General features: G+C 74.7%; 18 protein-coding genes and 1 pseudogene. 7 read left to right on the top strand and 12 right to left on the bottom strand.

The annotated features are described in order from the left end of the window. Window positions 1–30 precede the first annotated feature (30 nt). On the bottom strand, window positions 31–897 hold the full coding sequence (locus ABT093_RS21700) for an NAD(P)H-binding protein (protein ID WP_350566624.1): 867 nt from the start codon (window positions 895–897) through the stop codon (window positions 31–33). Between the two features lie 126 nt (window positions 898–1,023). Between ABT093_RS21700 and ABT093_RS21695 the strand changes: the two genes are divergently transcribed. Next, window positions 1,024–1,452 carry a winged helix-turn-helix transcriptional regulator gene (locus ABT093_RS21695; protein ID WP_350566622.1) on the top strand — a complete coding sequence of 143 codons (429 nt, stop codon included), beginning with the start codon at window positions 1,024–1,026 and terminating at the stop codon, window positions 1,450–1,452. 19 nt (window positions 1,453–1,471) lie between these two features. On the opposite strand, the gene ABT093_RS21690 is transcribed toward ABT093_RS21695, so the two are convergent. From ABT093_RS21690 to ABT093_RS21680, 3 genes are all read right to left on the bottom strand, one after another. Then, a complete protein-coding gene (locus ABT093_RS21690) occupies window positions 1,472–2,788 on the bottom strand; it encodes an alpha/beta hydrolase family protein (protein ID WP_350566620.1) in 1,317 nt (438 codons plus the stop codon). Between the two features lie 177 nt (window positions 2,789–2,965). Next, the gene (locus ABT093_RS21685) at window positions 2,966–4,177 is read right to left on the bottom strand and encodes an acyl-CoA dehydrogenase family protein (RefSeq protein ID WP_350566618.1); all 1,212 of its coding nucleotides are present in this window, start codon (window positions 4,175–4,177) and stop codon (window positions 2,966–2,968) included. A gap of 3 nt (window positions 4,178–4,180) precedes the next feature. Continuing rightward, complete coding sequence (locus ABT093_RS21680; protein WP_350566616.1) at window positions 4,181–5,227, bottom strand: phosphotransferase family protein; 1,047 nt, start codon at window positions 5,225–5,227, stop codon at window positions 4,181–4,183. A 155-nt stretch (window positions 5,228–5,382) separates the two neighbouring features. Here ABT093_RS21680 and ABT093_RS21675 point away from each other — a divergent pair, with 155 nt between their 5' ends. Next, complete coding sequence (locus tag ABT093_RS21675) at window positions 5,383–6,480, top strand: hypothetical protein (protein WP_350566614.1); 1,098 nt, start codon at window positions 5,383–5,385, stop codon at window positions 6,478–6,480. Between the two features lie 48 nt (window positions 6,481–6,528). Continuing rightward, on the top strand, window positions 6,529–7,035 hold the full coding sequence (locus ABT093_RS21670; protein ID WP_350566612.1) for a DUF2199 domain-containing protein: 507 nt from the start codon (window positions 6,529–6,531) through the stop codon (window positions 7,033–7,035). A 45-nt stretch (window positions 7,036–7,080) separates the two neighbouring features. Here ABT093_RS21670 and ABT093_RS21665 read toward each other — a convergent pair whose 3' ends face one another. The 5 genes and pseudogenes from ABT093_RS21665 to ABT093_RS21650 all read right to left on the bottom strand — a co-directional run bounded on the left by ABT093_RS21665 (window position 7,081) and on the right by ABT093_RS21650 (window position 12,413). After that, the gene (locus ABT093_RS21665) at window positions 7,081–7,980 is read right to left on the bottom strand and encodes a Gfo/Idh/MocA family protein (protein WP_350566610.1); all 900 of its coding nucleotides are present in this window, start codon (window positions 7,978–7,980) and stop codon (window positions 7,081–7,083) included. 195 nt (window positions 7,981–8,175) lie between these two features. Next, window positions 8,176–8,865, bottom strand: coding sequence for a DedA family protein (locus ABT093_RS21660; protein WP_350566680.1), 690 nt, complete (start codon window positions 8,863–8,865; stop codon window positions 8,176–8,178). Beyond that, the gene (locus tag ABT093_RS41010; protein ID WP_502884278.1) at window positions 8,802–9,515 is read right to left on the bottom strand and encodes a sigma factor-like helix-turn-helix DNA-binding protein; all 714 of its coding nucleotides are present in this window, start codon (window positions 9,513–9,515) and stop codon (window positions 8,802–8,804) included. The genes ABT093_RS21660 and ABT093_RS41010 overlap by 64 nt, the downstream gene beginning before the upstream one ends. Before the next feature lie 61 nt (window positions 9,516–9,576). Then, window positions 9,577–9,648: pseudogene (locus ABT093_RS41005) on the bottom strand (hypothetical protein); the annotation flags it as partial. A 287-nt stretch (window positions 9,649–9,935) separates the two neighbouring features. Then, complete coding sequence (locus ABT093_RS21650) at window positions 9,936–12,413, bottom strand: helix-turn-helix transcriptional regulator (protein ID WP_350566608.1); 2,478 nt, start codon at window positions 12,411–12,413, stop codon at window positions 9,936–9,938. Window positions 12,414–12,739: 326 nt separating this feature from the next. On the opposite strand from ABT093_RS21650, the gene ABT093_RS21645 reads away from it, so the two are divergent. The 4 genes from ABT093_RS21645 to ABT093_RS21630 all read left to right on the top strand — a co-directional run bounded on the left by ABT093_RS21645 (window position 12,740) and on the right by ABT093_RS21630 (window position 20,077). Then, window positions 12,740–13,879, top strand: a complete 1,140-nt coding sequence (locus tag ABT093_RS21645) for a hypothetical protein (protein ID WP_350566607.1) — start codon at window positions 12,740–12,742, stop codon at window positions 13,877–13,879. Window positions 13,880–13,947: 68 nt separating this feature from the next. After that, complete coding sequence (locus ABT093_RS21640) at window positions 13,948–17,787, top strand: RICIN domain-containing protein (RefSeq protein WP_350566605.1); 3,840 nt, start codon at window positions 13,948–13,950, stop codon at window positions 17,785–17,787. Between the two features lie 530 nt (window positions 17,788–18,317). Then, on the top strand, window positions 18,318–18,527 hold the full coding sequence (locus ABT093_RS21635) for a hypothetical protein (RefSeq protein WP_350566603.1): 210 nt from the start codon (window positions 18,318–18,320) through the stop codon (window positions 18,525–18,527). Continuing rightward, entirely contained in the window at window positions 18,524–20,077 is a 1,554-nt protein-coding gene (locus ABT093_RS21630; RefSeq protein ID WP_350566601.1) for a hypothetical protein, read from the top strand. Before ABT093_RS21635 ends, ABT093_RS21630 begins: the two co-directional genes overlap by 4 nt. 107 nt (window positions 20,078–20,184) lie before the next feature. Here ABT093_RS21630 and ABT093_RS21625 read toward each other — a convergent pair whose 3' ends face one another. Genes ABT093_RS21625 through ABT093_RS21615 form a run of 3 tightly spaced genes read right to left on the bottom strand, consistent with a single transcriptional unit; the run spans window position 20,185 to window position 23,410 of the window. Next, on the bottom strand, window positions 20,185–21,474 hold the full coding sequence (locus ABT093_RS21625) for a glycosyltransferase family 4 protein (protein WP_350566599.1): 1,290 nt from the start codon (window positions 21,472–21,474) through the stop codon (window positions 20,185–20,187). Further along, window positions 21,471–22,628, bottom strand: a complete 1,158-nt coding sequence (gene rfbG, locus ABT093_RS21620; protein ID WP_350566597.1) for a CDP-glucose 4,6-dehydratase — start codon at window positions 22,626–22,628, stop codon at window positions 21,471–21,473. The genes ABT093_RS21625 and rfbG overlap by 4 nt, the downstream gene beginning before the upstream one ends. Continuing rightward, window positions 22,610–23,410 (bottom strand): sugar phosphate nucleotidyltransferase, encoded by an 801-nt coding sequence (locus ABT093_RS21615; RefSeq protein WP_350566595.1) that lies wholly within the window; start codon window positions 23,408–23,410, stop codon window positions 22,610–22,612. Before ABT093_RS21615 ends, rfbG begins: the two co-directional genes overlap by 19 nt. Between the last annotated feature and the right edge of the window lie 25 nt (window positions 23,411–23,435).

Genomic DNA, 23,435 nt, shown 5'->3' with positions numbered 1-23,435 from the left:
TCGCGCCGCCGGCCGGGCCGGGCACGGTGGTCACCGGGCCGCGTCGGGGCCGGCCGCGATGACGTCGAGGGCCGGACGCGGGGCGCGGCCGAGCAGCGCGGCGAGGTCGCCGGGCTTGCCGGGGCCGGACAGGAAGCCGTGCGCGATCGCCGAGCAGGTGCTCGCCAGCATCGGCACCTGGAAGGCCTCGGCGCCCGAGGCCGCGACCGCCGCCCGGGCCCCGGCGAGGGTGCCCGGGCGGTACACGACCGGGCGGCCGGTGCCGCGGGTGAGCGCGGCGGCGACGTCCGCGCCGCCCACCGCCTCCTCGCCGACCAGTTCGTAGACCCGGCCCGCGTGCCCGTCCGGCGCCAGCGCCACCCGCGCCGCGACCTCGGCGAGGTCCGCCCGGGCGACCGCCGCCAGCCGGCCGTCGCCGAGCGGGGCGGTGATCACGCCCTCGGCATCGGGGCGGGCCAGGAAGCCGAGGAGTTCGGCGTAGAGACCGTTGCGCAGGACCGTCCAGCGCAGCGTGGCCGATTCGCGCAGCCGGCGCTCGGTCCAGCGGTGGGCCAGCGCGTAGGCGAGGTGGTCGCCGTCGCCGGAGAGGCTGGTGTAGACGACGTGCCCGACCCCGGCGCGTTCGGCCGCCTCGATCGCCGCCCGGTGCCGGGCGATCACCACGTCGTCCTCGCCGTAGCCGGCCGAGACCAGCAGCAGCGTCCGCACCCCCGCGAAGGCCGTGTCCAGGGTCCGCGGCCGGTCGAAGTCGACCGTGCGCACCGGGACGCCGGTCCGCGCCGCCCGCTCCGGTGTGCGGCTGCCGGCCAGCACGCCCGCCGGGCCGCCGGGCCGTGCGGCCAGCCGCTCCAGCACCAGCGAGCCGAGGCCGCCGTTGGCACCCGTGACGAGAAGCATCGTTCCTCCGAGGATCGGTATCGGGTCGGTGGCGGGCGAGAGGTCGCCGCCGGGCCCCGCGCCCCCGCCCGGCGGCCCGGTGACCATCCTGGATAGGCTGGGCCTCCGTCGTAAGGAGGCACTTCGATGTCAGTGGGGCACACCGCGGTAACCACCCCGGCCGGCACCGACCGTCCGGTGGTCTGGTGCGAGGACGGCGTGGACTGCGGGATCCGTGACCTGCTGAACCGGCTCGGCGACCGCTGGACGGTCCTGGTGGTGGTCGAACTCGCCCAGGGCGTACGGCGGTTCCGCGAGCTGCAGCGCGCCGTGCCGGGCATCTCGCAGCGGATGCTGACCCTGACGGTGCGGCGGCTGGAGCGCGACGGCCTGGTCTCCCGCACCGTCCACCCGACGATCCCGCCGCAGGTGGAGTACGAGCTGACGGCGCTCGGGCACAGCCTGACCCACCTGGTGCGGGCGATGGCCGACTGGTCCTACGGCCACCACGACGCCATCGTCGACTCCCGCCGGGCCTGGGACGCCGCCAACCCGGAGTCCGAGCTGGCGAGATGACGGGCGGTCAGCCCTGCCGTCAGCCCTCGAAGCGCATCTCCGGGAAGCGCGCCGAGGGCCCGTCGAGCAGGTGGTCGTCGTGGCCGCGCAGCCAGCGGTCGAAGAAGGAGCCCACGTACGCGCGGGTGGCGAGCACCGCCCGCTCCGGGCGGACGTCGCCGATGTCGCCGCGCACGGCCTCGGCCGGCACCGCGCCCTGGCGGGCGAGCTGGGGCAGCAGCGCCTGCGCGTCGGTGTACGAGCCGTGCCGCGAGCCGAGCAGGGTGACGTCCGCCTTCCAGCCGCGGGTGTGCTGCCAGAAGGCGGCCCAGCCGGGCTGGCCGGTGTAGGGGCCGGAGTCCGGGCTCTCGGTGCCCATCAGCAGGAACGGGCGGTCCAGACCGTCCTCGGCGACGCCGCCCAGGTGCACGCCGGTGCCGTCCGGGCCGGGGAAGTGCAGTTGGCCGTCCAGGTTGACGCCGGCCTTGATCCGGGGGTCGTCGTGCATCGCCTGGGCGGCGGTGAACCCGCCGGCGGACTGGCCGGCCATGCCGATCCGGCCGAGGTCCAGCGAGCCGGCCAGGGCCGCCGGGAGCCGGCCGTCGGTGCGCAGCGCGGCCAGCTCGTCCAGGACGAAGCGGATGTCGGCGACCCGGACGGCCAGCGCCTTGCGCAGCAGCGCGCCGATGTCCAGGCCGGGTTGGGCGGCGAGCGCGGGGAACACCGAGGTGGCCAGCCGCCCGTCTGGGAAGGCCACCTCGGAGGCCTCGTAGGGGTGGTCGACGGTGACCACGACGTAGCCGCGCGAGGCGAGGTCCTCGACCAGGCCGGTCCCCCAGGTGCGGGGGTCGCCGAGCCCGGCGGACCAGAGCACCACCGGGCGCGGCCCGGCGCCGAGCAGCGGCGGGGCGTCGGGGCGGGCGTGGGTGCGGACCGCGGACCAGTCGGTGCGGCCGGGCTCGGCGCCGTAGTTGAAGGCGGCGGCGCCGTCCGGGCCGCCGAAGTGCCGGGCGGCGCGCGGCACCATGTAGGGCGCGCGCTCGTCGCCGTACGCGGGGCGGCTGGCCGGGTACCAGAGGCTGATCATCAGTTCGCGGGCGCGTCCCGGCCGCCAGGGGTCCTCGCGGCCGGGGTCGACCAGGCGCAGGTCGGTGGTGCCGACCGCGTAGGGCCCGGTGGGCAGCGGGAGGGCGGCCCGGGCCCGGCGCTCGGCGACGGCCGGGGCGGCCGAGGCGGGCGCCGCCGTCCCGGCGGCGCCCAGCACCGTCGTGGCCGCCAGGGCGACGGCGACGCCCCTGCGCAGGCCCCGCGCTCCCCACTGACTGCGGGCGTCCTGTCCCCGGCCCCGTTCGCGCATGCTCCCCAGCTCCCCTGTCCCCGTGCGGGGGCCCGCCGCCCGTCGGCCGGCCCGTACGGCGACAGTACGGGCCGGGCCGGTGGGCGGACGTCATACCGCGGAGCCAACCCTCCGGGTGCTACCCGGGTATGACCCGGGCGGGGGTGTCGGTCTCCGGGAGGGGGTGCGGCCCGGGGGTCAGCGGTGACGGCGCAGCTCCCGCCGGGCCAGCGAGCGCTTGTGCACCTCGTCCGGCCCGTCCGCCAGCCGGATCGTCCGGGCGGCCGCCCACAGCGCGGCGAGCGGGGTGTCCTGGCTGACGCCGGCCGCGCCGTGCGCCTGGACGGCCTTGTCCAGGATCCACTCGACGGTGCGCGGGGTGGCGATCTTGATGGCCTGGATCTCGGTGTGCGCGCCCCGGTTGCCGACGGTGTCCATCAGCCAGGCGGTCTTGAGGACCAGCAGCCTCAGCTGCTCGATGCGGACCCGGGATTCGGCGATCCAGTCCTGGACCACGCCCTGCTCGGCGAGCGGGGCGCCGAAGGCGGTGCGGTCGAGGACCCGCCGGCAGGTCAGCTCCAGCGCGCGTTCGGCCATGCCGATCAGCCGCATGCAGTGGTGGACGCGCCCCGGGCCGAGCCGGGCCTGGGCGATGGCGAAACCGGAGCCCTCCTCGCCGATCAGGTGGTCGGCCGGGACGCGGACGTCCTCGAAGGTGATCTCGGCGTGGCCGCCGTGGTCGGCGTCGTCGTAGCCGAACACCGTCATGCCGCGCCGCACCGTCACGCCGGGGGTGTCGCGCGGCACCAGGATCATGCTCTGCCGGCGGTGCGGTTCGGCCTGCGGGTCGGTCATGCCCATCACGATGAGGACGGCGCAGTCCGGGTTCATCGCGCCGCTGACGTACCACTTGCGGCCGTTGACGACGTACTCGTCGCCGTCGCGCTCGATCCGGGTGGCGATGTTGGCGGCGTCCGAGGAGGCGACGCCGGGCTCGGTCATCGCGAAGGCGGAGCGGATCCGGGCGTCGAGCAGCGGTTCCAGCCAGCGCTCGCGCTGCTCGGGGCTGCCGAACCCGGCGAGCAGTTCCATGTTCCCGGTGTCGGGGGCGGCGCAGTTGAGGGCGGGCGGGGCGAGGTGCGGGCTGCGGCCGGTGATCTCGGCGAGCGGCGCGTACTGGAGGTTGGTCAGCCCGGCGCCGTGCTCGCCGGGCAGGAAGAGGTTCCACAGCCCCTGCTTGCGCGCCTCCACCCGCAGGTCGGCGATCACCGCCGGCACCTCCCAGGTGGGCCGGCGCGGGTCGGCGAGCCGGGCGGCCAGCACCGGTTCGGCGGGGTGGACGTGCCGGTCCATGAACTCCGTGAGCCGCTCGCGCAGTTCGAGGGTGCGCCGGTCGTAGGCGAAGTCCATCGGTCAGTGTCCCTTCAGGGTGGTGAGGCCGTGGTCGACGAGGAGGGGTGCCATGGTGCCCGCGCGCTCGAAGCCGGCTCCCAGGGTGCGCCCCTGCCGGTAGCGGTAGTGGATGCCCTCGGCGACGACGGCGAGCTTGTAGCAGGCGAAGGCGACGTACCAGTCCAGCGCGGCGGCCTCCCGGCCGGTCGACCCGGCGTAGCGGGCGACCAGTTCGGCGCTGGACGGGAAGCCGGGGGCGGTCGCGGCGGAGGGGATGAGGCCGCCGCCGACGCCGGCCAGCTCGGTGTACATCACCAGCAGCCCGACGTCGGTGAGCGGGTCGCCGAGGGTGGACATCTCCCAGTCCAGGACGGCGGCGACGGCGTCCCGCCCGTCCCGCTCGGCGACCAGCACGTTGTCCAGCCGGTAGTCGCCGTGCACCAGGGCGGGCGCCGGGGAGTGCGGGCGGCCGGCGGCGAGCAGCTCGCGCAGCCGGTCGGCGCCGGGCAGCTCGCGGCTGCGCGAGGCATCCAACTGGGACGACCAGCGCCGCAGTTGCCGCTCCAGGTAGCCGTCGGGCCGGCCGAAGTCGGCGAGCCCGACGGCCGCCGGGTCGATCCGGTGCAGGTCGGCGAGGGTGTCCACCAGGGCCTCGCCGATGCCGCGCACCCGCCGCTCGCCGAGCGCGGCGAGGGCGGCGGCGTCCCGGTGCACGGTGCCGGGCACGTACGCCATCAGGTACCAGGGCGCGCCGAGCACCTCCGCCCCCGGGTCGAGGTGGACGGTGGCGGGCACCGGCACGCCGGTGTCGCGCAGCGCGGTCATCACCCGGTACTCGCGGCCCATGTCGTGCGCGGTGGCGAGCACGTGCCCGAGCGGGGGCCGGCGCAGCACCCAGACGGTGACGCCGTCGGTGAGCCGGTAGCTGAGGTTGGAGCGGCCGCCCTCGATCAGCTCGGCGCGCAGCGGGCCGGTGACCGTGCCGGGCCGTTCGCGGTCGAGGTGGGCGCGCAGCCGCTCCAGGTCCAGCCCGGGCGGGGCGGGCGGCTCCGGCGTGGTCTCGGGCACGGGCAGTCTCCGTTCGTCGGCCGGCGGCGCCGGTGGTGACTAAGCGCTTGCTCAGCATTCAGTCGGCGGCCGCTCCCTGTCAATCCCCGCCGTGCCCGCACCGGCGCGCCGGCGGCGGTCACGGCGGCCCCCGGCGGACCGTCACAATGTGCGCCATGAGGTTGATCCACACCGCCGCGGGCGTGCTGCTCCTGCTGCTCGTCATCGCCAGCATCCTGCGCACGCTCGTCGTCCCGCGCGGCCTGTACTCCTCGCTGGTGCACGGCCTGTGGCGCATCCTGCGCAAGGCCCTGGGCCTCGCCGCCGCGCCCTTCGGGACCTACCGCGCGCAGGACCGGGCACAGACCTGGCTGGCCCCGCTGATGCTCACCGGCATGCTGGCCGTCTGGCTCGGCGGCATGCTGGTCTCCTACACCCTGATACTGCACGGCACCTCCGAGCTGAGCTGGACGGTCGCCGTGCGCGAGGCCGGCTCCAGCCTCTTCACCCTCGGCTTCGCCAGCGGTGAGCGGCTCCACCTCTCCCTGATCGACTTCCTCGCCGCCGCCAGCGGCCCGCTGGTGATCGCCCTGCAGATCGCCTACCTGCCGACCCTCTACGCCGCCTACAACCGCCGCGAGCTGGAGGTGACGCTGCTGCAGTCCCGGGCCGGCGAACCCGCCTGGGGCCCCGAGCTGCTCGCCCGGCAGTCCCTGGTGGACACCGAGACCGCCCTGCCCCAGCTCTACCGGGACTGGGAGCGGCTCGCCGCCGACATCGGCGAGAGCCACTCCAACTACCCCGTGCTGATCTCCTTCCGCTCCCCGCAGCCCAACCGCAGCTGGGTGGTCGGGCTGATCGCCGTCATGGACGCCGCCGCCGTCCACCTGGCCGTCTGCCCGCGCAGCGCCCCGCCCGAGGCCCGGCTGGTGCTGCGGGCGGGGTTCACCGCACTGCGCGACATCGGCCGCTCGCTGCGCGTCGACTTCGACGCCGACCCGGCCCCGGACGCGCCGATCCGCCTCGGCTACACCGAGTTCGACGCCGCGGTGGCCATGCTCGCGGCCGCCGGCTTCCCGCACGAGCGGCCCGCCGCCGAGGCCTGGCCGCACTTCCACGGCTGGCGGGTCAACTACGAGCCGCTCGCCTACGAGCTGGCCCGCCGCAGCGACGCCGTCCCCGCGCTGTGGACCGGCCCGCGGGACTTCCGGGCCCCGTCGATCCCCCCGGCCCGCCCCGCCGACCGCCGCCCGGCGGCCCACCCGGAGGGCTGAGCACGGCGCGTTGCCGCGGCCCCGGCCCGCTGCTCTGTGCTCGGCGCCATGCCGATCGAACATTTCTTCGACTGCTCCTGCTGCGCCGACCGGCACGAGGGTCCGCCGCTGTCCTACGGAGCCCCCGCGCCGGAGGGCTGGAAGCCGCGCTACGCCCGGCGCCGGGACAGCGAGCTGACCGCCGACCAGTGCGTGATCAAGGACCGCGAGTTCTACGTCCACGGCCTGATCGAGATCCCGGTCCTGGACGGCGACGAGCCGTTCTCCTGGGGAGTGTGGGTCTCGCTGAGCGAGGCGAACTTCGCCCGGATGCACGACCTGTGGGAGGACCCGGCGCGCGAGCAGGAGCCGCCGTACTTCGGCTGGCTGACGACCGAGCTGCCGCTCTACCCGCAGTCCACGCTGCTGCTCAAGACCCACGTGCACACCCGGGCCGTCGGCCGGCGTCCGCTGATCGAGCTGGAACCCACCGACCACCCGCTCGCCGTCGAGCAGCGCGAGGGCATCACCGGCGAGCGGGTGCGGGAGTTCGCGGACCGGCTGCTGGGCGGCTGACGGCGGGCGGTAGGCCGGCGGGCGGGGCGTCGGCGGGGCGGGTGCTCAGACCTCGACGGTCGCGCCGGTGGCCAGCGAGCGCTCGGCGGCGGCCAGGATCTCGACGGTGCGCAGGCCGAAGGCGGCCGAGCACGGGTGCGGCTCGCCGGTGCGGGCGGCGGTGGTGAGGGCGTCCAGGGCGCGGTGGTAGGCCGCGATCGGCCCCTCCCCGCGCGCCGGCAGGTGGACGGTGCCCGACTCGCCGCGCAACTCCATCCCGGTGCCGCCGCCGGCCACCGGGGTGGTCAGGCTCAGCCCCAGGGTGCTGGAGGCGCCGCCGACGTGGCGCAGCACGAGGTGGACGGTGTCCAGCGGCCCGGCCACGGCGGTGACGGCGGTCGCGTCGCCGATGACCGGGAGCAGCACGGAGAGCGCGTGCGGGCCGACGTCCCAGAGCGCGCCCTTCTCCTCGCGCCAGGCCGAGGCGGCGTACGGGCTGGTGGAGTCGGGGGCGAACACCGAGCCGAACCAGTCCGAGCGGCCGGTGAACCAGCCGCCGACGGCCGCCTGCTCCTCGATCCACGGCAACTGGTCGCCGCCGAAGCGCACGGTGAAGAAGACCACGGACGCGACGCCGTGCGCCTCGGCCGCCTCGGCCACCCGGCGGGCGTCGGGGACGGTCAGCGCCACCGGCTTGTCCAGCAGCAGGTGGCAGCCGGCCTCGGCGGCGCGCACCGCGAGGTCGGCCTGCACGGTCGGGGGCAGCGCGATGGCGACGGCGTCGACCCCGGCGAGCAGCCCGTCGAGGTCGGCGTGGCCGGGGACGCCGTACTGCGCGCCGAGCGCTTCGGCCGCCTCCGGGCGGCGGCCCCAGACGCCCGCGAACTCCACGCCGGGGTGCTCCGCCAGGACGGGCGCGTGCACCCGCTGCGCCCAGGGTCCGGTGCCCAGGAGTCCGATCCTCATGCTGTTCCCACTTCTCCGTCGTGCTCGGTGCTCGGTGCTCAGTACTTCAGTGTGCTCAGTGCCCGGTGTGGTGCCCGGTGCCCGGTGCCCGGCTCACGCGAACGCCGCTGCCGGGACGACGTCCGGGCAGCGGCGGGCGTGACGGTCCGGGTGGACCCGGGTGGACCGGGGTGGACCCTCGCGGGCCCGGGCCGGTCAGTCCGCGGCGGGCGCGACGACCGTCGTGGTGGCGGGCGCCTCGCCCGCCCGGTCCTGCGCCGCCGCGTCCTCGGCCTCGTGGGCCTCGGCCGCCTTGGCCGCCCGGCGCTTCATCAGCCACGCCGAGAGGGCGCCGCCGGCCACTGCGGCGAGCAGGCCGATCCAGGAGAACTTGGACAGCCACTGCTCGGCGACCTTGCCGACCTGGTAGACCAGCAGGGTGGTGCCGCCGGCCCAGACCACGCCGCCGAGGACGTTGGCGATCAGGAACTTCCAGTAGGGCATCTTCAGCGCGCCGGCGAGCGGCCCGGCGAAGATCCGCAGCAGGGCGATGAAGCGGCCGAAGAAGACCGCCCACATGCCCCACTTCTGGAAGGAGCGCTCGGCGGTGGCCAGGTGGCTGGGGCCGAAGTGCTTGGGGAACCTCCGCCCGAGCTTCTCGAACAGCGGCTTGCCGCCCCTGCGGCCGATCGAGTAGCCGATCGAGTCGCCGATGATCGCGCCGAGGATCGCGCAGACCGCCACCCAGACCGGGCTGACCACGCCGCGCGCGGACAGCAGGGCGGCGGAGACCAGGGCGATCTCCCCGGGCAGCGGAATCCCCAGCGACTCCAGTCCGATGATCAGAGCCACCAGGGCGTACACCGCGCCCGGTGGTACGCCTTCGATCCAGGCGTCGATGTGCAGCAAGGCCAGTACCTCCGTGGCAGGACGGGACCCACGGCGGCACCGGCCGGGGCCCGATCAGGTCCCCGCGGCCCGCACGCCGGTCCCGACGTCGTCCTCATGGCGGCACCAGGCCGCTCCCCGAAGATGCAGCCTAACGTGCCGGGCGGCCCGTCCCCCCGGCCATCACCCCTGGTTGGGACGTACGGGGCCACTGCGCGGTTCCGGTCCGGGCGCCCCTGCCGCCCGCCGGCCGGCCCGGCCGGCGGGCCGCCCGCGCCGTGCGGCGCCAGCAGCGACTCCAGGGAGGCGACGTCCCCGGTCCGGACGGCCCCGACGAACACCTCCAGCAGCCGCCGGTGCTCCCCTGCGTCCACGGCTTCCCGCTGCCCCGCCACCAGACGCTTGCGGGCCCGGCTGGTGATCTTGCGGACGTTGACGACGCTCAGGCGCAGCATCCCGGCGATGTCGGCATAGGCGTAGTCGAAGGCCTCGCGCAGGATGTACACCGCCCGCTCCGTGGGCGTCAGCCGCTCCAGGAGCAGGAGCAGCGCGGAGGCCGGCTCCTCCGCCCGCTGCACCCCGGCCGCGGGGGCGCCGCCGGGGTCGACGGGCTCGGGCAGCCAGGGATCGATGGAGGTCTGCCGGCGCGAGCGGGCGGACCGGGCCACGTTTGATGGCCAGCCGGGCGGTGGCGCGGGACAGGAAGGCGGACGGGCTGAGCACGGCCGAGCGGTCGGCCTTCTGCCAGCGCAGCCACACGTCCTGGACCACGTCCTCCGCCTCGACCGCGCTCTCCAGCATCCGGTACGCGATGCCGAACAGCCGCGGCCGCAGCTCCTCGAAGACGGCCGCGGCCTCGTCCAGGGAGTCTTCCCCGGCGGACGGCCGGGACTCCGCGAGCAGGCCGGACAGGTCTATGGACACGGTCACCACGGCTCCGTTTCACCCACGGCATCCGTCGATGCCCTCGGGACCACGCTCCCGCCGTGCCCCCTCGGTGACGCCTCGGAGAGTGCCTGGTCCTGCCCCCCCCGGTGGCACCCCGGGGTACCGGGCGGGCACCGGGAGGCGCGGCCCGCGCCGGGAGCTCAGGCCGTGACCGGGGCCGCTTCGAGCAGGGCGCCGCCGAGCTGCCTGCGGGAGGTGACGCCGAGCTTCGTGTAGACCTTGCGCAGGTGCCACTCCACCGTGTGCGGGCTGATGAACAGCTGGGCCCCGATCTCGGGGTTCGTCATCCCCCCGCCGGCCAGGGCCGCGATCCGCGCCTCCTGCGCGGTCAGGGCGGTGCGCGCCTCGGCCGTGCGCCTGGGCGCCGCCGCGCCCGTGGCGCGCAGTTCGCGCCACGCGCGCTGCGCGAACCCCGCGACCCCGGCCCGGCTCAGTGCCCGGTAGGCGGTGCCCAGGTGCTCGTGCTCCACCGCCCGGACGGCGTGGTCGAGGGCGTCCCGGTACCGGCCGAGGCCGTTGTACAGGACGGCGAGGAGGTGGTGTTCGAGGCCGGTCGCCCGCCCCTCCCCCCAGGACACCGCGTCACCGGCGGCGTCGCGGATCACCTCGGCGGCCCGGGCGCCCTCGCCGCGCCAGGCCATGAGCAGCAGCGCGGGGTACGCCATCGGCGAGTGGCCGGTCACCTCCGTCAGGGAGTCGGCCTCGTCGATGAGCGCCGAGGCGAGGTCGAAGGCGCCGGCGTGCACGGCCAGGGCGGCCCGGTAGCCGAGGGCCAGCGGCAGGACGTTGAGGGCGCCGCTCTCGCGGGCCGACCTGACCGCGTGCTCGGTCAGCCGGTGCCACGTCCCGTCGTCCCACATCTCCCCGGCCACCAGCCACGTCAGCCAGAGCCAGCGCATGACGTCGCCGCCCTCGTGTCCGGCGGCCCGCCCGAACGCCCCCAGCGCGGCGCGCAGGTGCGGACCCCCGGGGCCGCAGCCCTCGGCGAACCAGGTCACCAGGCCGTCGAGCAGGAGGTCCGTCGGCCGCGGCGGGCGCGCCCCGGGCGGCGCCGTCCGGGTGGCCTCGGCGACCTCGCGCACACCGGGGCCGTCGCCGAGGCGCCCGGCGAAGACCGCCGATCCGAGGGCGTCGAGGTACGCCTCACGGGCCTCCGGGTCACCCACCCGCGCCAGCCGGCCGGCCGCGTCCAGCAGCAGGGGCAGCGCCTCCCCGCCGCGTCTGCGGGCGAAGACCACCCGGGCGTGCAGCCTGGTCAGCCGGGCCTGCTGCACCTCGTCGGACGGGCTCAGCCGCGCCGCGGCGAGGAGTTCGAGCGCCGCGTCGGGTGACCCCGCGTCGAACGCGGCCTGCGCGGCGGCCGCCGCCCGCGTCCCGCGCCGGACCGGATCGGGTGTCAGCTCGGTCGCCCGCCTGAAGAAGGCCGCCGCGGCCGCGATCCCGCCGCGGGCCTGGGCCCGGCCGGCCGAGCGTTCCAGCGCGCCCGCCAGCGCCTCGTCGGGCTCGACCGCCGCGTGGGCGCGGTGCCAGGCCCGGCGGTCCGCGTCGAAGTCGGGATCGGTCGCCTCGGCCAGCGCGCGGTGCACGTCCCGGCGCACGGTCGGGTCGGCCGCGCGGTAGGCCGCCGAGCGCACCAGCGGATGACGGAACCGCACCCGCGTGCCGAACTCGACCAGCCCCGTCGCCTCCACCGCTCCCGCGGCGTCCGCGCCGATGTCGAGCCGTTCGGCGACCCGCCGCAGCAACGAGACGTCCCCCACCGGCTCCGCGGCCGCCGCCAGCAGCAGCCGCTGCGCCGCGAGGGGCAGCGATCCGATCCGCCTCAGGTAGCTCTGCTCGATCCGGCTCGCCAGCGGGCGGACGTCCGGGCGCCCGAACCCGCCGGCCAGCTCCGCCGCGCTCAGACCGCGGGTCAGTTCCAGCAGCGCCAGCGGGTTGCCGCGGGTCTCGGCCACGATGCGGTCCCGCACCCGCTCGTCCAGCCGACCGGGGACGACCGATTCCAGCAGCGCCCGCGCGTCGTCGTCGCGCAGCCCCCGGACGACGATCTCGCGCAGCCCCCCGAAGGGGTCACCGCCCTCGGCGGGCTCCGACGCGCGTATCGCGAACACCAGCGCCACCCGCTCCGCCAGCAGCCGGCGGGCGACGAAGGCCAGCGTCTGGGCGGAGACCCGGTCGAGCCACTGGGCGTCGTCCACGACACAGACCAGCGGCCGCTCCTCCGCCGCCCCGGCCACCAGGCTGAGCACCGCCAGACCGACCAGGAACCGGTCCGGCGCGCCGCCCGCGCTCAGTCCGAACGCGACGGACAGGGCGTCACGCTGGGGGCCGGGCAGCCGGTCGAGCCCTCCCAGCAGGGGCACGCACAGCTGGTGCAGCCCGGCGAACGCCAGCTCCATCTCGGGCTCGACGCCGACGGCCCGCAGGACCTGACACCCCGTCGCGCCGTCCACCAGGTACTCCGCCAGGGCGGACTTGCCGACTCCCGGCTCACCGCGCAGCACGAGCGCCCGGCCCCGGCCGCTCCGGGCGCCGGCGATCACCTCGTCCAGCGCTCCGCACTCGCCACGCCGCCCGAGCAGCCGGCGCCGTCCACGCCTGGGAGCGCCGTCCGCCATCCATCACCACCACGCAGTCCGAGGCCCTGACCCTGATCAACTCGGGCCCCGCCCATCATGCATCAGCGCGCGGACCGGACAGACGTCCGCCGGACAGGTGTCACATCCGGCGCGGCCACCTTGTCATGACTGGTGTCAGCACGTCGGCGGCCACCACGTCAGGAACCCGGTGGCCGCCGGCGCGGCCGGTGCGACGCGGCGGCCGCGCTGACGCGCGGGGCGCCGACGCCTCTGCCGCACACCGCGGTTCGGCCCCCGCTCCCGCGCGGCCCCCGCTCCCGGGCGCGCCGCGCGCACCCCCGTTCGAGAGCAAACCGGAGGAAGAAATGCCCAGCAAGCCGAACACCTTCCGCACGGCGGCGGTGGCGCTCGTCGCCACCCTGGCCGCCGCGAGCGCCGTCACGGTGCCGGCCACCGCCGGGGCCGCACCGGCCGGCACCGCACCGGCCGGGGCCGACGCCGGCATCTCCGCCCTGAGCTTCCCCGGTGAGGGCAGCGACTGGAAGCCGGTGACGTACGCCGGCGGGGCGATCACCAGCAGGTCCACCCCGGGAGAGGCCCGCGACAACCGCGGCAACATCCTGCACGCCTGGCGCGGCGGGGACAACGACACCATCTGGATCTCCTTGAACAACGGGCCCGCCCGCGCGCTGCCCAACGCGCAGACGTGGACGTCCCCGCGGGTGATCTGGACCGACGACGGCGGCCGCGGCAACTTCCGGATCTTCCACACCGGCACCGAGGGCCACGTCTACCAGCACCGCGTCCAGCTCGACACCGGCTACCAGCTGCCCGCCACCCTGCCCGACTGGACCAGGATCCCCAACGACACGCGCACCACCGACACCGTGCCGGTGGCGGCCGCCGCGCTGCCCGGAAACTCCTTCATGCTGGCCTGGAACAGCCAGTCCAACGACGACATCTGGACGATGTACTACAACGGCCAGACCGCCTCCTACGGCACTCCCTCCCTGGTTCCGGGCGCGCTGAGCAAGGACGCGCCGGCCCTGGCCGCCCAGGTGGACACCGACAACAACGATCCCGCGCCCTGGAACCAGGTCGTCCTCGCCTTCACCGGCACCGACAACCGCGTCTACCTGTCCCGCCAGCGGTACGGGACCTCCGGCTGGACGACGCCCCGTCAGATCTTCGCCGCGAACTCCTACGGCTGGACGAGGCAGGCCCCGTCCGTCGCGCTGTCCCGCAACGGCTGGGGCGTGATCAGCCTCACCGAGGACCGCGACTCCACCATCGGCAGCTACCTGATCTCCCGCGACGGCGGGTGGAGCGGGTACTACGAGGAGCCGAGCTTCGCGAGCACGTACGGCAGGACGCCCCTGGCCGTGATCGCCGGCACCGAGCTGTACTACGTCATCAACGGCACGGGCGGGGGCCACAACGGCGTCCTGTGGAAGCGCGTCTACGACCTCGCGGCCCTGCCCAAGCCCTCGGCCCCGCAGTGGTGATCCCGGGCCGGTCTCCCGCGCTCCCCCGCATGCGCGCGACACGACGAGAACGCCGAGGTGGACATCACGTGAAACCGCTCCGACCGGCGGCCGGGCTGCTGTCCGGCCTGCTGCTCGCCCTGCTGATACCCGGGACCGCCGCGGCGGTGCCCGTTCCCGTTCCCCGGGAGACGGTTGCGGCGCCCGTCCCGGCGGCGGACCCGCCACCGGCCGGTCCCGGCGCGTCCGGACCGGACCTGAGCTCCGCCAACCGCACCGGCCCGCCCGACGGCATGCCCGACTGGTCCCGCGTCGGCTACCGGGGCGGTCGGCAGCCGCCCAGCGGCGAGACCTCCCGGAGCACCGACGCCGCCTGCCGGATCACCCCGGCCGAGCTCGCCTCCGGCTACCAGGTCCGGCCGGACGACGGGGTCGACGACACCGCCGGGCTGCAGAAGGCGATCGACGACATCAGGAGCGCCTGCTCGCCGACGGCCAACTTCGACCGGCTCTCGCTCATCGAGCTGCCGACCGGACGCGTCGACCTCTCCCGGCAGGTCTACGTCGACGCCGACTTCCTGACGCTGCGCGGTCAGGGCTCCGGCGAGGGCGGCACCCGCCTGGTGTTCCGGCCCGACCTCAGCACCCGCTACGACACGGTGATCAACGGCCGCTGGGACCAGGACGGCATGGTGGCCGGCACCGGGAGCGACGTCGGCACGGGCGGCTGGATGTGGCCGGGCCGCGGCATGTTCCGGGTCCAGACCCGCGACGTGGCGGAGCGGTACAAGGACGACTGGGCGGCCGCCTCGACCCTCCCGATGCGCAAGGACATCTTCGAGGGCAGCGTCAACCAGCACTGGGTGTCCGGCATCAAGGTCGCCGCCCGGGACGGCGACCCGGGCTTCGCGGGCCGCCAGGGCCACACCGTCGTGCGGCTGGACCCGAAGGCCGACATGAAGAAGTTCCGGCTCGGCGGCTACGTCTGGGTGGGCGCGGCCAACAGCAGGAAGTTCTACGAGCAGCAGGGCATCACCGACCCGGGCATGATCGAAGCCCTCCACATGCGCCAGCAGATGTTCCGGGCCACCGGCGTGGACGTCAACAACAAGACGATCACCCTGGACCGCCCGCTGGAGTGGGACCTTCCGGTCAACTCCGAGTCGGACGGCTCCGATCCGCTGACCGGCAGCGGCACGCCGTACGCCAGCAAGGTCACCCCGCTGAAGGCGGTCGAGGGCGTCGGTTTCGAGGACTTCGCCTTCACCCAGGACATGAACGGCCTGCCGAAGATCGGCGGTCAGGGAACGTACGACCTGACCCCCGATCAGGCCGTGCACAACTACGGCAACCTGGCGCCCGAGTACGCGATGCACGGCATCGTCTTCAAGTGGGCCGCCAACAGCTGGGCGCGCGGGCTGAAGGCCGAGATGACCGGCTCGCACCCGATCGTCACCGAGAACGCCCGCAACCTCCAGATCGAGCGCAACAGCTTCGACGGCGCCTGGAACAAGGGCAAGGGCGGCAACGGCTACCTGCGCGGCAGCCGCGTCTGGGACTCCCTGTGGGCCCACAACCTCAGCCGCAACCTGCGTCACTTCACCTTCCAGTGGTCGGCCGGCGGCAACGTCGCCTTCCGCAACGACCTCGACTCCGACCTCAACCTGCACGGCGGCTGGGAGCACAACAACCTCTTCGAGCAGAACACCGTACGGATCCCCTACGAACACCGCTCGGGCAGCTGCCGGGCCAACTGCGGCGGCGAGGGCGGCGAGATCGACGAGGGGACCTGGTACCCGATCTGGTGGGCGGCCGGCCCCAAGGCGGGCAAGTGGTCCGGCTCCTCCGGCCCGCAGAACGTCTTCTACAACAACACCCTCGTCAAACAGACCACCCCGGGCGGGCCGTTCGAACCGTACGCCCCGTACGGCACCCGCTCCGGCACGGCCTTCCGGTTCGGCTCCGCCGACGACGACCCCCGCCGGTTCCTGCCGCTCGGCCAGGCCGGGCAGCCCATCGCGGACTGGACCGGCCGGGAGGCCCTGGACTACCGGGGCCAGGGAGTGGCGACCCTCGACGTCGGCAAACGCCATTCCCTGTTCCTGCGCGACACCGGCGGCGAGATCGAGCCCCGTGACGAGGCCCGCCGCAACGCGATCACCTGGAACATGCTCGGCTCGGGCGTCAACCGGGGCAACTTCAAGTGGACCTCGGGAGTGCGCGCCCTGGCGGACACCAACGACGCCGACGTCATCGCGCTGCAGGAGGCCGGCACCCCGCCCCCGGGGAGCGAGTACCAACGGCCGGGGACACTCGCCCTCATCGAACAGTCGGAGTTCGGCCGGACGTACGGGGACGATCCGCGCGTGAACTATCCGCCGGTCCGGGAGTACCGCATCGGCACGGCGGCCCAGACGCACGGCTACGTGTACTGGCTCCACACGGACACCAACAGGCTGGCGAACACCGCCCGGGCGAACCTCGCCGTCTGGACCAGGGACCGCGTCTACGATCCGATCCTGGAACCCAACGCGGAGGGACGCGTCTTCGTCGTGCCCGGAAGGACCGCCGCGGGAGTGCACACCGGCCGGCCGGCGCTCGGCGTCCGCGTCGGCGACGTCGTCTACTTCACCCTGCACGGGGACTCGCAGGCCAACGGCACCGACGTCCCCGTGCTCCTGGCCAACATCGAGGCGCGGATGCGGACCGCGGGCCCCAACGGGACGCCGCTGCACTGGGTCGCCCTCGGCGACTTCAACCGCGAGCCGCTCGGCCTCGCCCTGGAACTCGGCGGCGTCACCGCCCCGTACCGGGTGCGCGCCGGCGAGGAGCCCACGTATCCGGCGGGAAGGCCGGTCAGCCGGTACGACTACGCGGTCCTGCCCCGCACCGTCGGCGACGCCCCGAACGCGGTGAGCGCCGCGCACATCACCCGGCTGGACCTGCCCTCCGCCGGGATCTCGGACCACCATCCCGTCCTCTACGAGTTCAGCAACCTGCCCAACAGCGGTCCGCGGCCCGTGCCCCGGCCCCTGGCCCGGACCGTGCCGACGGACACACCGGTCGTGCTGCGCAACGCCGGCAGCTCCGCTGCCGCCGCCCGCTCCGGCAGCGGCAGCGGCACCGGCCAGGTCGTCGACCTGCCGGTGAACCGGGCCAACCGGGCCGCCCAGGAGTTCACCCTGCAGGCGGATCCCGAGTACCCCGGCTACTTCCGGGTGCTCCACACCGCGAGCGGCGCCTACCTGGGCCAGTCCCTCCCCGCCACCGGAGCACCGGTGGTGCTGCAGAACGAGGACCGGGGGCCCACCCAGCTGTGGCTCGTCGTCGACCAGGGCGACGGGACGTGGGTCCTGGAGAACATGGCCACCAGTCAGATCCTCACCGCCGTCCCCTGGAGCACCGGCGAGGAGCCGCAGGGCCGCGAGTTCGACCAGGCCGATCCCGCCCAGCGCTGGTTCCTCCAGCCGCCAGACGAGGCGGAGGCCGTCGACGAGATCGACCTGGTGGACGCCACCACGGTGCCCCTGGTGCTCAACGTCGAGTACGGGGACACCGCGGAGGGCACCCCGGTGAACGTGAGCCGTGACCAGGACCTGCCTAGCGAGCGGATCCGCTTGATCTACGCGGGCAGGAGCGGCAACGACAGCTGCTACTACCTGACCTACGGCGGGAAGTACATCAACTCGACGGCGGCCGGTTCACCGCCGCAGTCGGGCAACACGGTCACCCTGAACGCCTTCCGTCCCGACGACGACGGCTTCATGTGGCGCGAGTCGCCCAACCGGTCGGGTGTGTCCCTGAGCAACCACACGGCGTCCGGTGAGCGCCTCCATCTGGACACGCACGGGATGGACGCCCAGCTGACCGTCCGCCTGTTCGGCCCCGACGAAGTCCCGCCCGTCTGGAGGTACGAGCGGACCAGCTGACCCGCGCACGCGTGACGGCCCGCCGGCCCCGTCGGCGGGCCGTCACGCGTTCCCGTCACGGCCGGCCGGGGCACTCGGGCCGCTCGGCGAAGTCCAGGACGGTGACGGAGGGACCGCGGACGGCCAGCGGGGGGACCGCCGAGGCGAGCCGCAACAGGGCGCCGAACGGGCCGCGGCCCCGAGGTACAGACCGGTGCGGTTGGCCGTCCTCGCACCTGTTCGGGCGGGCGGCGCGAGAGACGGGCCCGACCCAACGAGCACCCGTCTCAATGAAATGTCACCGGTCACACCTTGACAAGTCACCCACAGCTCGGAATCATCCACCATCAAGAAGTCTCCCCCCCAGGCCGCGTCCGCACCCGGCCGCAGCACCGGCGGACGGCGGCGCGATCACGCGGCGGCACCACATCGCACCACGGGAGCGGGTTCGGCCCCACGGCGAAGCCCTCGCTTCTCTGGGCCCGGGAACCTTCGAATTACCCTTCCGGCAGCGATTTCTGACTGCACGGCGCCCGAGAGAGGTGAGCGACATGGGGATCCTCGACGCGGAGTTCATCGACCTGGAGCCACTCGGTGCGGACAAGGCGGCCGACGCACGCGACCCCATCGCCGAGGCCGAGGTGCTCGCCGGCCTCACGGGCTCCGGCCGCACCCTTGTGGTGATGGCCCACCCCCTGAGCGCCGGCCGGGTCATCACCGTCGGGTCCGGGCGGATCCACCGGCCCTCACCCGCCTCATGACCGGGACCCTGCGGATCACGTCGGACTGTGCGCGGCTGGTCGCGATGTTCGACTGGGCGGTACGCACGGCCCGGACCCATGTGTACCCCGCCGGGTGGACCGGCCCGGTGAACGCCGACGAGCATCGGCCGCTCGGCACCGGGACGGCGCCCTACCTCCCCACCTACCACGCCGGCTACCGGCACCGGAGCGCCTTCTACGCCCGCGACTTCGCGCACCAGGCGGTCGGCGCCCATCTGCTCGGGCTGGCCCTGGAGAATGCCACCATGCTCCGGGCCTTCGCCGCGTCGGCCACCGCCGGGCACGGCCACCACCCGGTCTGGGCCTGCAACTTCGACGGCACGTTCCACACCATCGACTACCACGGGCCCGAACGATTCGTACGTGAACTGCCCGCTGTCTTCGAACTCGTGGAGACCGTCCTGCGCCTGTACCGGTGGACCGGGGACCGCACCCTGGTCGACGACCCCGTGCTGTGGGCGTTCTGCCGCACCACCGTGACCGAGTTCGTCCGCCGCCGCACCGCCGGCTCGCCAGTCGCCCGCGGCACCGGCGGCGGCATCTTCGACGGCACCGCCAGCTACCACGAACTGAGCGAGGAGCGGCTGGTGGAGGCGGGCGACGGAATCGCCACCCAGTACCGGGCATACCTCGCGGCGGCCGAACTCGCCACCGCCCGCGGAGAGCACGCCTTCGCCGCCCGGTGCGCCGAGCTCGCCCGAGAGCTGAAGCGCTACTTCAACGAGGAATGGAGCCGCGTCCGCCCTGCGGACGGCCAGGCGCGGCGGAACGGCCGGGGCGAGCACCCGGCCGACACGGTCCGCGGGTACACCGGCGACGGTCGGCCGGTCACCGGCTGGGGCCGAGAAGGCAGTTGGTTCATGCCGCTCAAACGCATCATCGACGCGGGCCCCCGCAACGAGCGGTACCTCGACTACATCGACGAGGAAGCCGCCGGTCCCGACGCCCCGCCCAACGCGGAGGCGTACACCTACCTGCCAGAGGTGTTCTTCGCCCACGGCCGCGCCGAGACCGCCTGGCGCTGGATGACCGCCGTCCACGACCTGCGGGACCGGCCCCACCCGGTGCCCGAACAGGGACGCAACGGCGACTACCCCGAACTCTCTTTCACCCTCGTCGGCCAGACCGTCGAAGGGCTGCTCGGCCTGCTGCCCGACGCGCCCGCACACCGCCTGTCCACCCTGCCCGGACTGCCGGGCGCCATCGGCCGGGTCGAGGTTCGGGACATCCCCTTCGGAGACGGTCTGTTGACGCTCCGACACGACGGCGACGGCAGCACGCTCACTCGCTCGACCGGCGCCGAACTGAGCTGGGAGGCCCGGCTCCCCGGTGCGCACACGGCGCTCACCGTGGACGGGCAGCCACGTACGCCGGAGGTCAGGACCGATGGCGGGGTGACATACAGCCGCACCACCGTACGCGTCGCGCCCGGCCGGGCGTGCACGGTGCGCGTCGCGCGCCCGGCCGAGGCCGTCCCTCCGGTCGGCCCAGGTGGTCGGCGGCCGCGGGACGCCGACTCCGGGCGGTGAGCCTGCCGAGAGCCAGTAGGGCTGGAGGCGGCCTTTGTGCTGTCCTGGCCACAGTGCGGCCACAAGCACCGGCTCGCCCCGGCGGGCGCGGGCCGGGTGGTGCCCGCTCAGTCGGTGGCCTCTGCGATCAACCGGTGTCCCAGGGCTGACATCTCCCGGCCGAAGCGGTCGTTGGTGAAGCGGTCCAGGACTCGGTCGCGGGCCCGGGCACCGCGGGTGGTGGCCTCGTCCGGGGTCTCCAGGGCGAGGCGGAGCGCTGCTGCCAGGTCGGCCGGGTCGAGGCGGCGGCTGCCCGACGGGCCCCCGACCGGGACGGGGTAGCCGACGGAGTCGTCCGGGACCAGTTCGCGCAGGGAGTCCACGGCGGTGGCCACCACCGGGCGGCCGAAGGCCATCATCTCGGCGCACACGTAGCAGAACGACTCCCAGAGACTGGGCACCACCGCCACGTCGGCCACCGACATCCAGCCGAGCGCCTCCGCGCGGCTGATGTCGCCGAGGAAGGCGACCTGCCCGGTCAGGTCGAGCTCCGCGGCGCGCCGCCGCAGGTGCTCCTCCTCCGGGCCGACGCCGACCAGCGCGAGCCGGACCGGGACGGGGGCCGGGCCCAGGTCCGGCCGGTGCACGGGACCCAGGCGGGCCAGGGCCGTCAGCAGCGCGTCGAAGCCCTTCACCGGGACCAGCCGGCCGCAGGCCACCACGAGCGGCTGCTCCCAGGCCCGGGCGCCCAGCAGAGCGGCCCGCCGCTCGAACCGGCCCGGGTCGGCCTCGACGGCGGCGATCTCGGCCGGGTCGACGCCCAGGTGGACCACCGACCGGGTGGCGTCGTCGGCGCCGTAGCGGGCGGTGATGGCGTCGCGCAGGGCGTGGCTGATGAAGACCGTGTGGTCGCTGCCGTGCAGCGCCTTGGCCTCGATCGCGAGCAGGTCCGCGCGGTCGGCGGTGGTGCCGTTCGTCACCCGGTGGCCGTCCCGGTCGTAGGGCGTGATCGCCTCGAAGTCCTGGAGCAGCACGTTGACCAGCGGCGCGGAGTGCTCGCGGGCCAGGACCGCGGCCTCCGGGAAGCAGAACAGGTCGGGCAGGGCGACCAGGTCCGGCGGGCCCACCTCGCGGACGAGCTGCTTGGCGGCCGCGAGCAGGCGGTGGTGGGTCCGCAGGCTCTGGTCCCGCAAGCCGGTCTCGCTGTTGTAGAGGACCCCGGTGCCGGTCCGCAGCACCCGCACGCCGTCCACCTGCTCGTGGATGTCACCGGATCCGGTGTGGCTGGTGACGACGTGGACCTGCCACCCCTGGGCGGCCAGGCCCGTCGCCAGGCTCCTGGCCACCGTGCTGGTGCCGCCGACGGTGAGCGGCGGGTACTCGCGGGAGAAGACGAGGACGCGGGGTGCGGGACTCATGAGCGGTTGCCTCCGGCGGGGTCGGCCAGGTCTGGGACGCGGGTGAGGAACCGGTCGATCTGCGCGCGGGTCGCCAGGTCGGCGCCCATGCCGCGGTCGACCGTGCGGTGCCACTCGACGATCGCCGCCGCGGCCCCGTGCAGGTCGAAGTGGTGCTCCCAGCCGAGTTCGGCGGCCGCCCGACGGCCGTCCAGGCGGAGCACCGCCTCCTCGGCGAAGCCGGGATCGGACTTGGCCAGGACGGCCGGGGCGTCGAGTCCGGCGGCGGGCGCCGCGGTGCGCGCCCAGTGGGTGCGGAGCGCGCTGACGAGCTCGTGGACGGTGGCACCGTCGCCGGGCGGGGCGAAGTTGAACACACGGCCGGCGGGCACCCGGCCGGCGGCCAGGGCGTCGGCGAGGCGCAGCAGGCCGGCCGTGACGTCGAGGACGTGCTGCCAGGGCCGCACGGCGGACGCGTTGCGCAGCTCGATCGGCGCCCCGGCGGCCAGCGCCGCCATCGTGTCGGGCACCAGCCGGTGCGCCGCGTGGTCGCCGCCCCCGATCACGTTGCCGAACCGCACCGAGGCGGCCAGGGTGCCCTGCCGGTCCCGGGAGCCCTGCCGACCCCCGGTGCCCTGCTGGTCGAAGAGCGCCGCGTACCCCTCGAAGACGAGCTCGGCCGCCGCCTTGGAGACGCTGTAGGGGTCGCCGCCGCCGATCTCGTCGGTCTCCCGGTAGGGCCAGGGCCAGCCGAAGTTGCGGTAGCACTTGTCCGAGGTCACGTGGACCAGGACGCCGGGCCCGGTGCTGCGGGCGGCCTCCAGGACGTTGACGGAGCCGCCGATGTTCGTGGTCAGGGTGGTCCGCGGATCCTCCAGGCCGGCGCGGACCAGGGGTTGGGCCGCCAGGTGGAAGACGCAGTCGTAGGGCGCGCCGCCCATCAGCCGGTGCACGGTGTCGTAGTCGCGGATGTCGCCGACGTGGCCCTTGACGCCGTGCTCCGCCAGCCAGCGGGAGCGGGTGCGGGTCACCGGGTCGGCGTTGTGGGCGATCCCGTCGACCTCGGCGCCGAGTCGACGCAGCATCAGGGCGAGCCAGGAACCGACGAATCCGGTGTGACCGGTGATCAGCACCCGGCGGTCGCGCCAGGCTCCGTTCAGCTGGGTGTCGGCCACGGGAACTCCTCTCGCGCGATGAGGTCCTCGACCTCGGTGAAGTCCTTGAAGGTGTCCAGGGGGTGCCAGCGGCCCTCGTGGACGACCGCCCGCAACCGGCCACCGGCGGCCAGCCGGGGCAGCACGGTCTCTTCGAACTCACCACACGGCTCCGCCAGTTCGTCGAAGACGGCGGGAGTGCACAGGAAGTAGCCGGCCGAGATCAGCTCGGGGCGCAGCGGTTTCTCGACGAAGGAGGTGACCAAGGCGTCCGGTCCGACGGTCAGTTCGCCGTAGCGCGCTCTGACCCGGGTCGCGGCCATCACGGCCATCGCGCGGGTGGCCTGCTGGACGCTCTGCAGCATACCCAGGTCGAAGTCGGAGAGGACGTCGGCGTAGCCCAGGAAGAAGGAGCGCTCCCCGATGTGGCCGCGCGCGTCCCGCAGGCGCCGGGACTTGGACGCCAGCGGGCCGCTGTCCACCAGGGTCACCCGGACCCCGCCGGTGAACCGGGTCCAGCCCGGACCCGACTCGACCGCCTCCGCGGGGACGTGGAACTCGGCGAGCAGGGCCCGGCGGATCGCGTCCGCGCCATAGCCCACGCAGAGCACGAACTCGTCCGAGCCGAAGGCGCGGTAGTAGTCGATCACGTGCAGCAGGAGGGCGCGCCCGTCCGGCAGCGGCCGCAGCGGTTTGGGGGTGTGGTCGTCATGGGTGCGCTGGCGCAGGCCGAGGCCTCCGCACAGCAGCAGGACCGGTGGGCGGCCGTCCGCCCTCGTCGCCTGCCCGGGTGTGGCGGTCATCAGGGATTCCCGTTCTCGTTGATTC

Source organism: Kitasatospora sp. NPDC002551, from assembly GCF_040296005.1.
Lineage (GTDB): Bacteria > Actinomycetota > Actinomycetes > Streptomycetales > Streptomycetaceae > Kitasatospora.
The sequence above is the reverse complement of the archived record's forward strand: the minus strand, read 5'-3'. Positions and strand labels throughout refer to the sequence as shown.

What these genes read in the sequence shown, in the direction of transcription:
- ABT093_RS21700 (WP_350566624.1), bottom strand. Translation starts at nt 897, where the DNA reads ATGCTTCTCGTCACGGGTGCCAACGGCGGCCTCGGCTCGCTGGTGCTG.
- ABT093_RS21695 (WP_350566622.1), top strand. Translation starts at nt 1,024, where the DNA reads ATGTCAGTGGGGCACACCGCGGTAACCACCCCGGCCGGCACCGACCGT.
- ABT093_RS21690 (WP_350566620.1), bottom strand. Translation starts at nt 2,788, where the DNA reads ATGCGCGAACGGGGCCGGGGACAGGACGCCCGCAGTCAGTGGGGAGCG.
- ABT093_RS21685 (WP_350566618.1), bottom strand. Translation starts at nt 4,177, where the DNA reads ATGGACTTCGCCTACGACCGGCGCACCCTCGAACTGCGCGAGCGGCTC.
- ABT093_RS21675 (WP_350566614.1), top strand. Translation starts at nt 5,383, where the DNA reads ATGAGGTTGATCCACACCGCCGCGGGCGTGCTGCTCCTGCTGCTCGTC.
- ABT093_RS21670 (WP_350566612.1), top strand. Translation starts at nt 6,529, where the DNA reads ATGCCGATCGAACATTTCTTCGACTGCTCCTGCTGCGCCGACCGGCAC.
- ABT093_RS21665 (WP_350566610.1), bottom strand. Translation starts at nt 7,980, where the DNA reads ATGAGGATCGGACTCCTGGGCACCGGACCCTGGGCGCAGCGGGTGCAC.
- ABT093_RS21650 (WP_350566608.1), bottom strand. Translation starts at nt 12,413, where the DNA reads ATGGCGGACGGCGCTCCCAGGCGTGGACGGCGCCGGCTGCTCGGGCGG.
- ABT093_RS21645 (WP_350566607.1), top strand. Translation starts at nt 12,740, where the DNA reads ATGCCCAGCAAGCCGAACACCTTCCGCACGGCGGCGGTGGCGCTCGTC.
- ABT093_RS21635 (WP_350566603.1), top strand. Translation starts at nt 18,318, where the DNA reads ATGGGGATCCTCGACGCGGAGTTCATCGACCTGGAGCCACTCGGTGCG.
- ABT093_RS21630 (WP_350566601.1), top strand. Translation starts at nt 18,524, where the DNA reads ATGACCGGGACCCTGCGGATCACGTCGGACTGTGCGCGGCTGGTCGCG.
- ABT093_RS21625 (WP_350566599.1), bottom strand. Translation starts at nt 21,474, where the DNA reads ATGAGTCCCGCACCCCGCGTCCTCGTCTTCTCCCGCGAGTACCCGCCG.
- ABT093_RS21615 (WP_350566595.1), bottom strand. Translation starts at nt 23,410, where the DNA reads ATGACCGCCACACCCGGGCAGGCGACGAGGGCGGACGGCCGCCCACCG.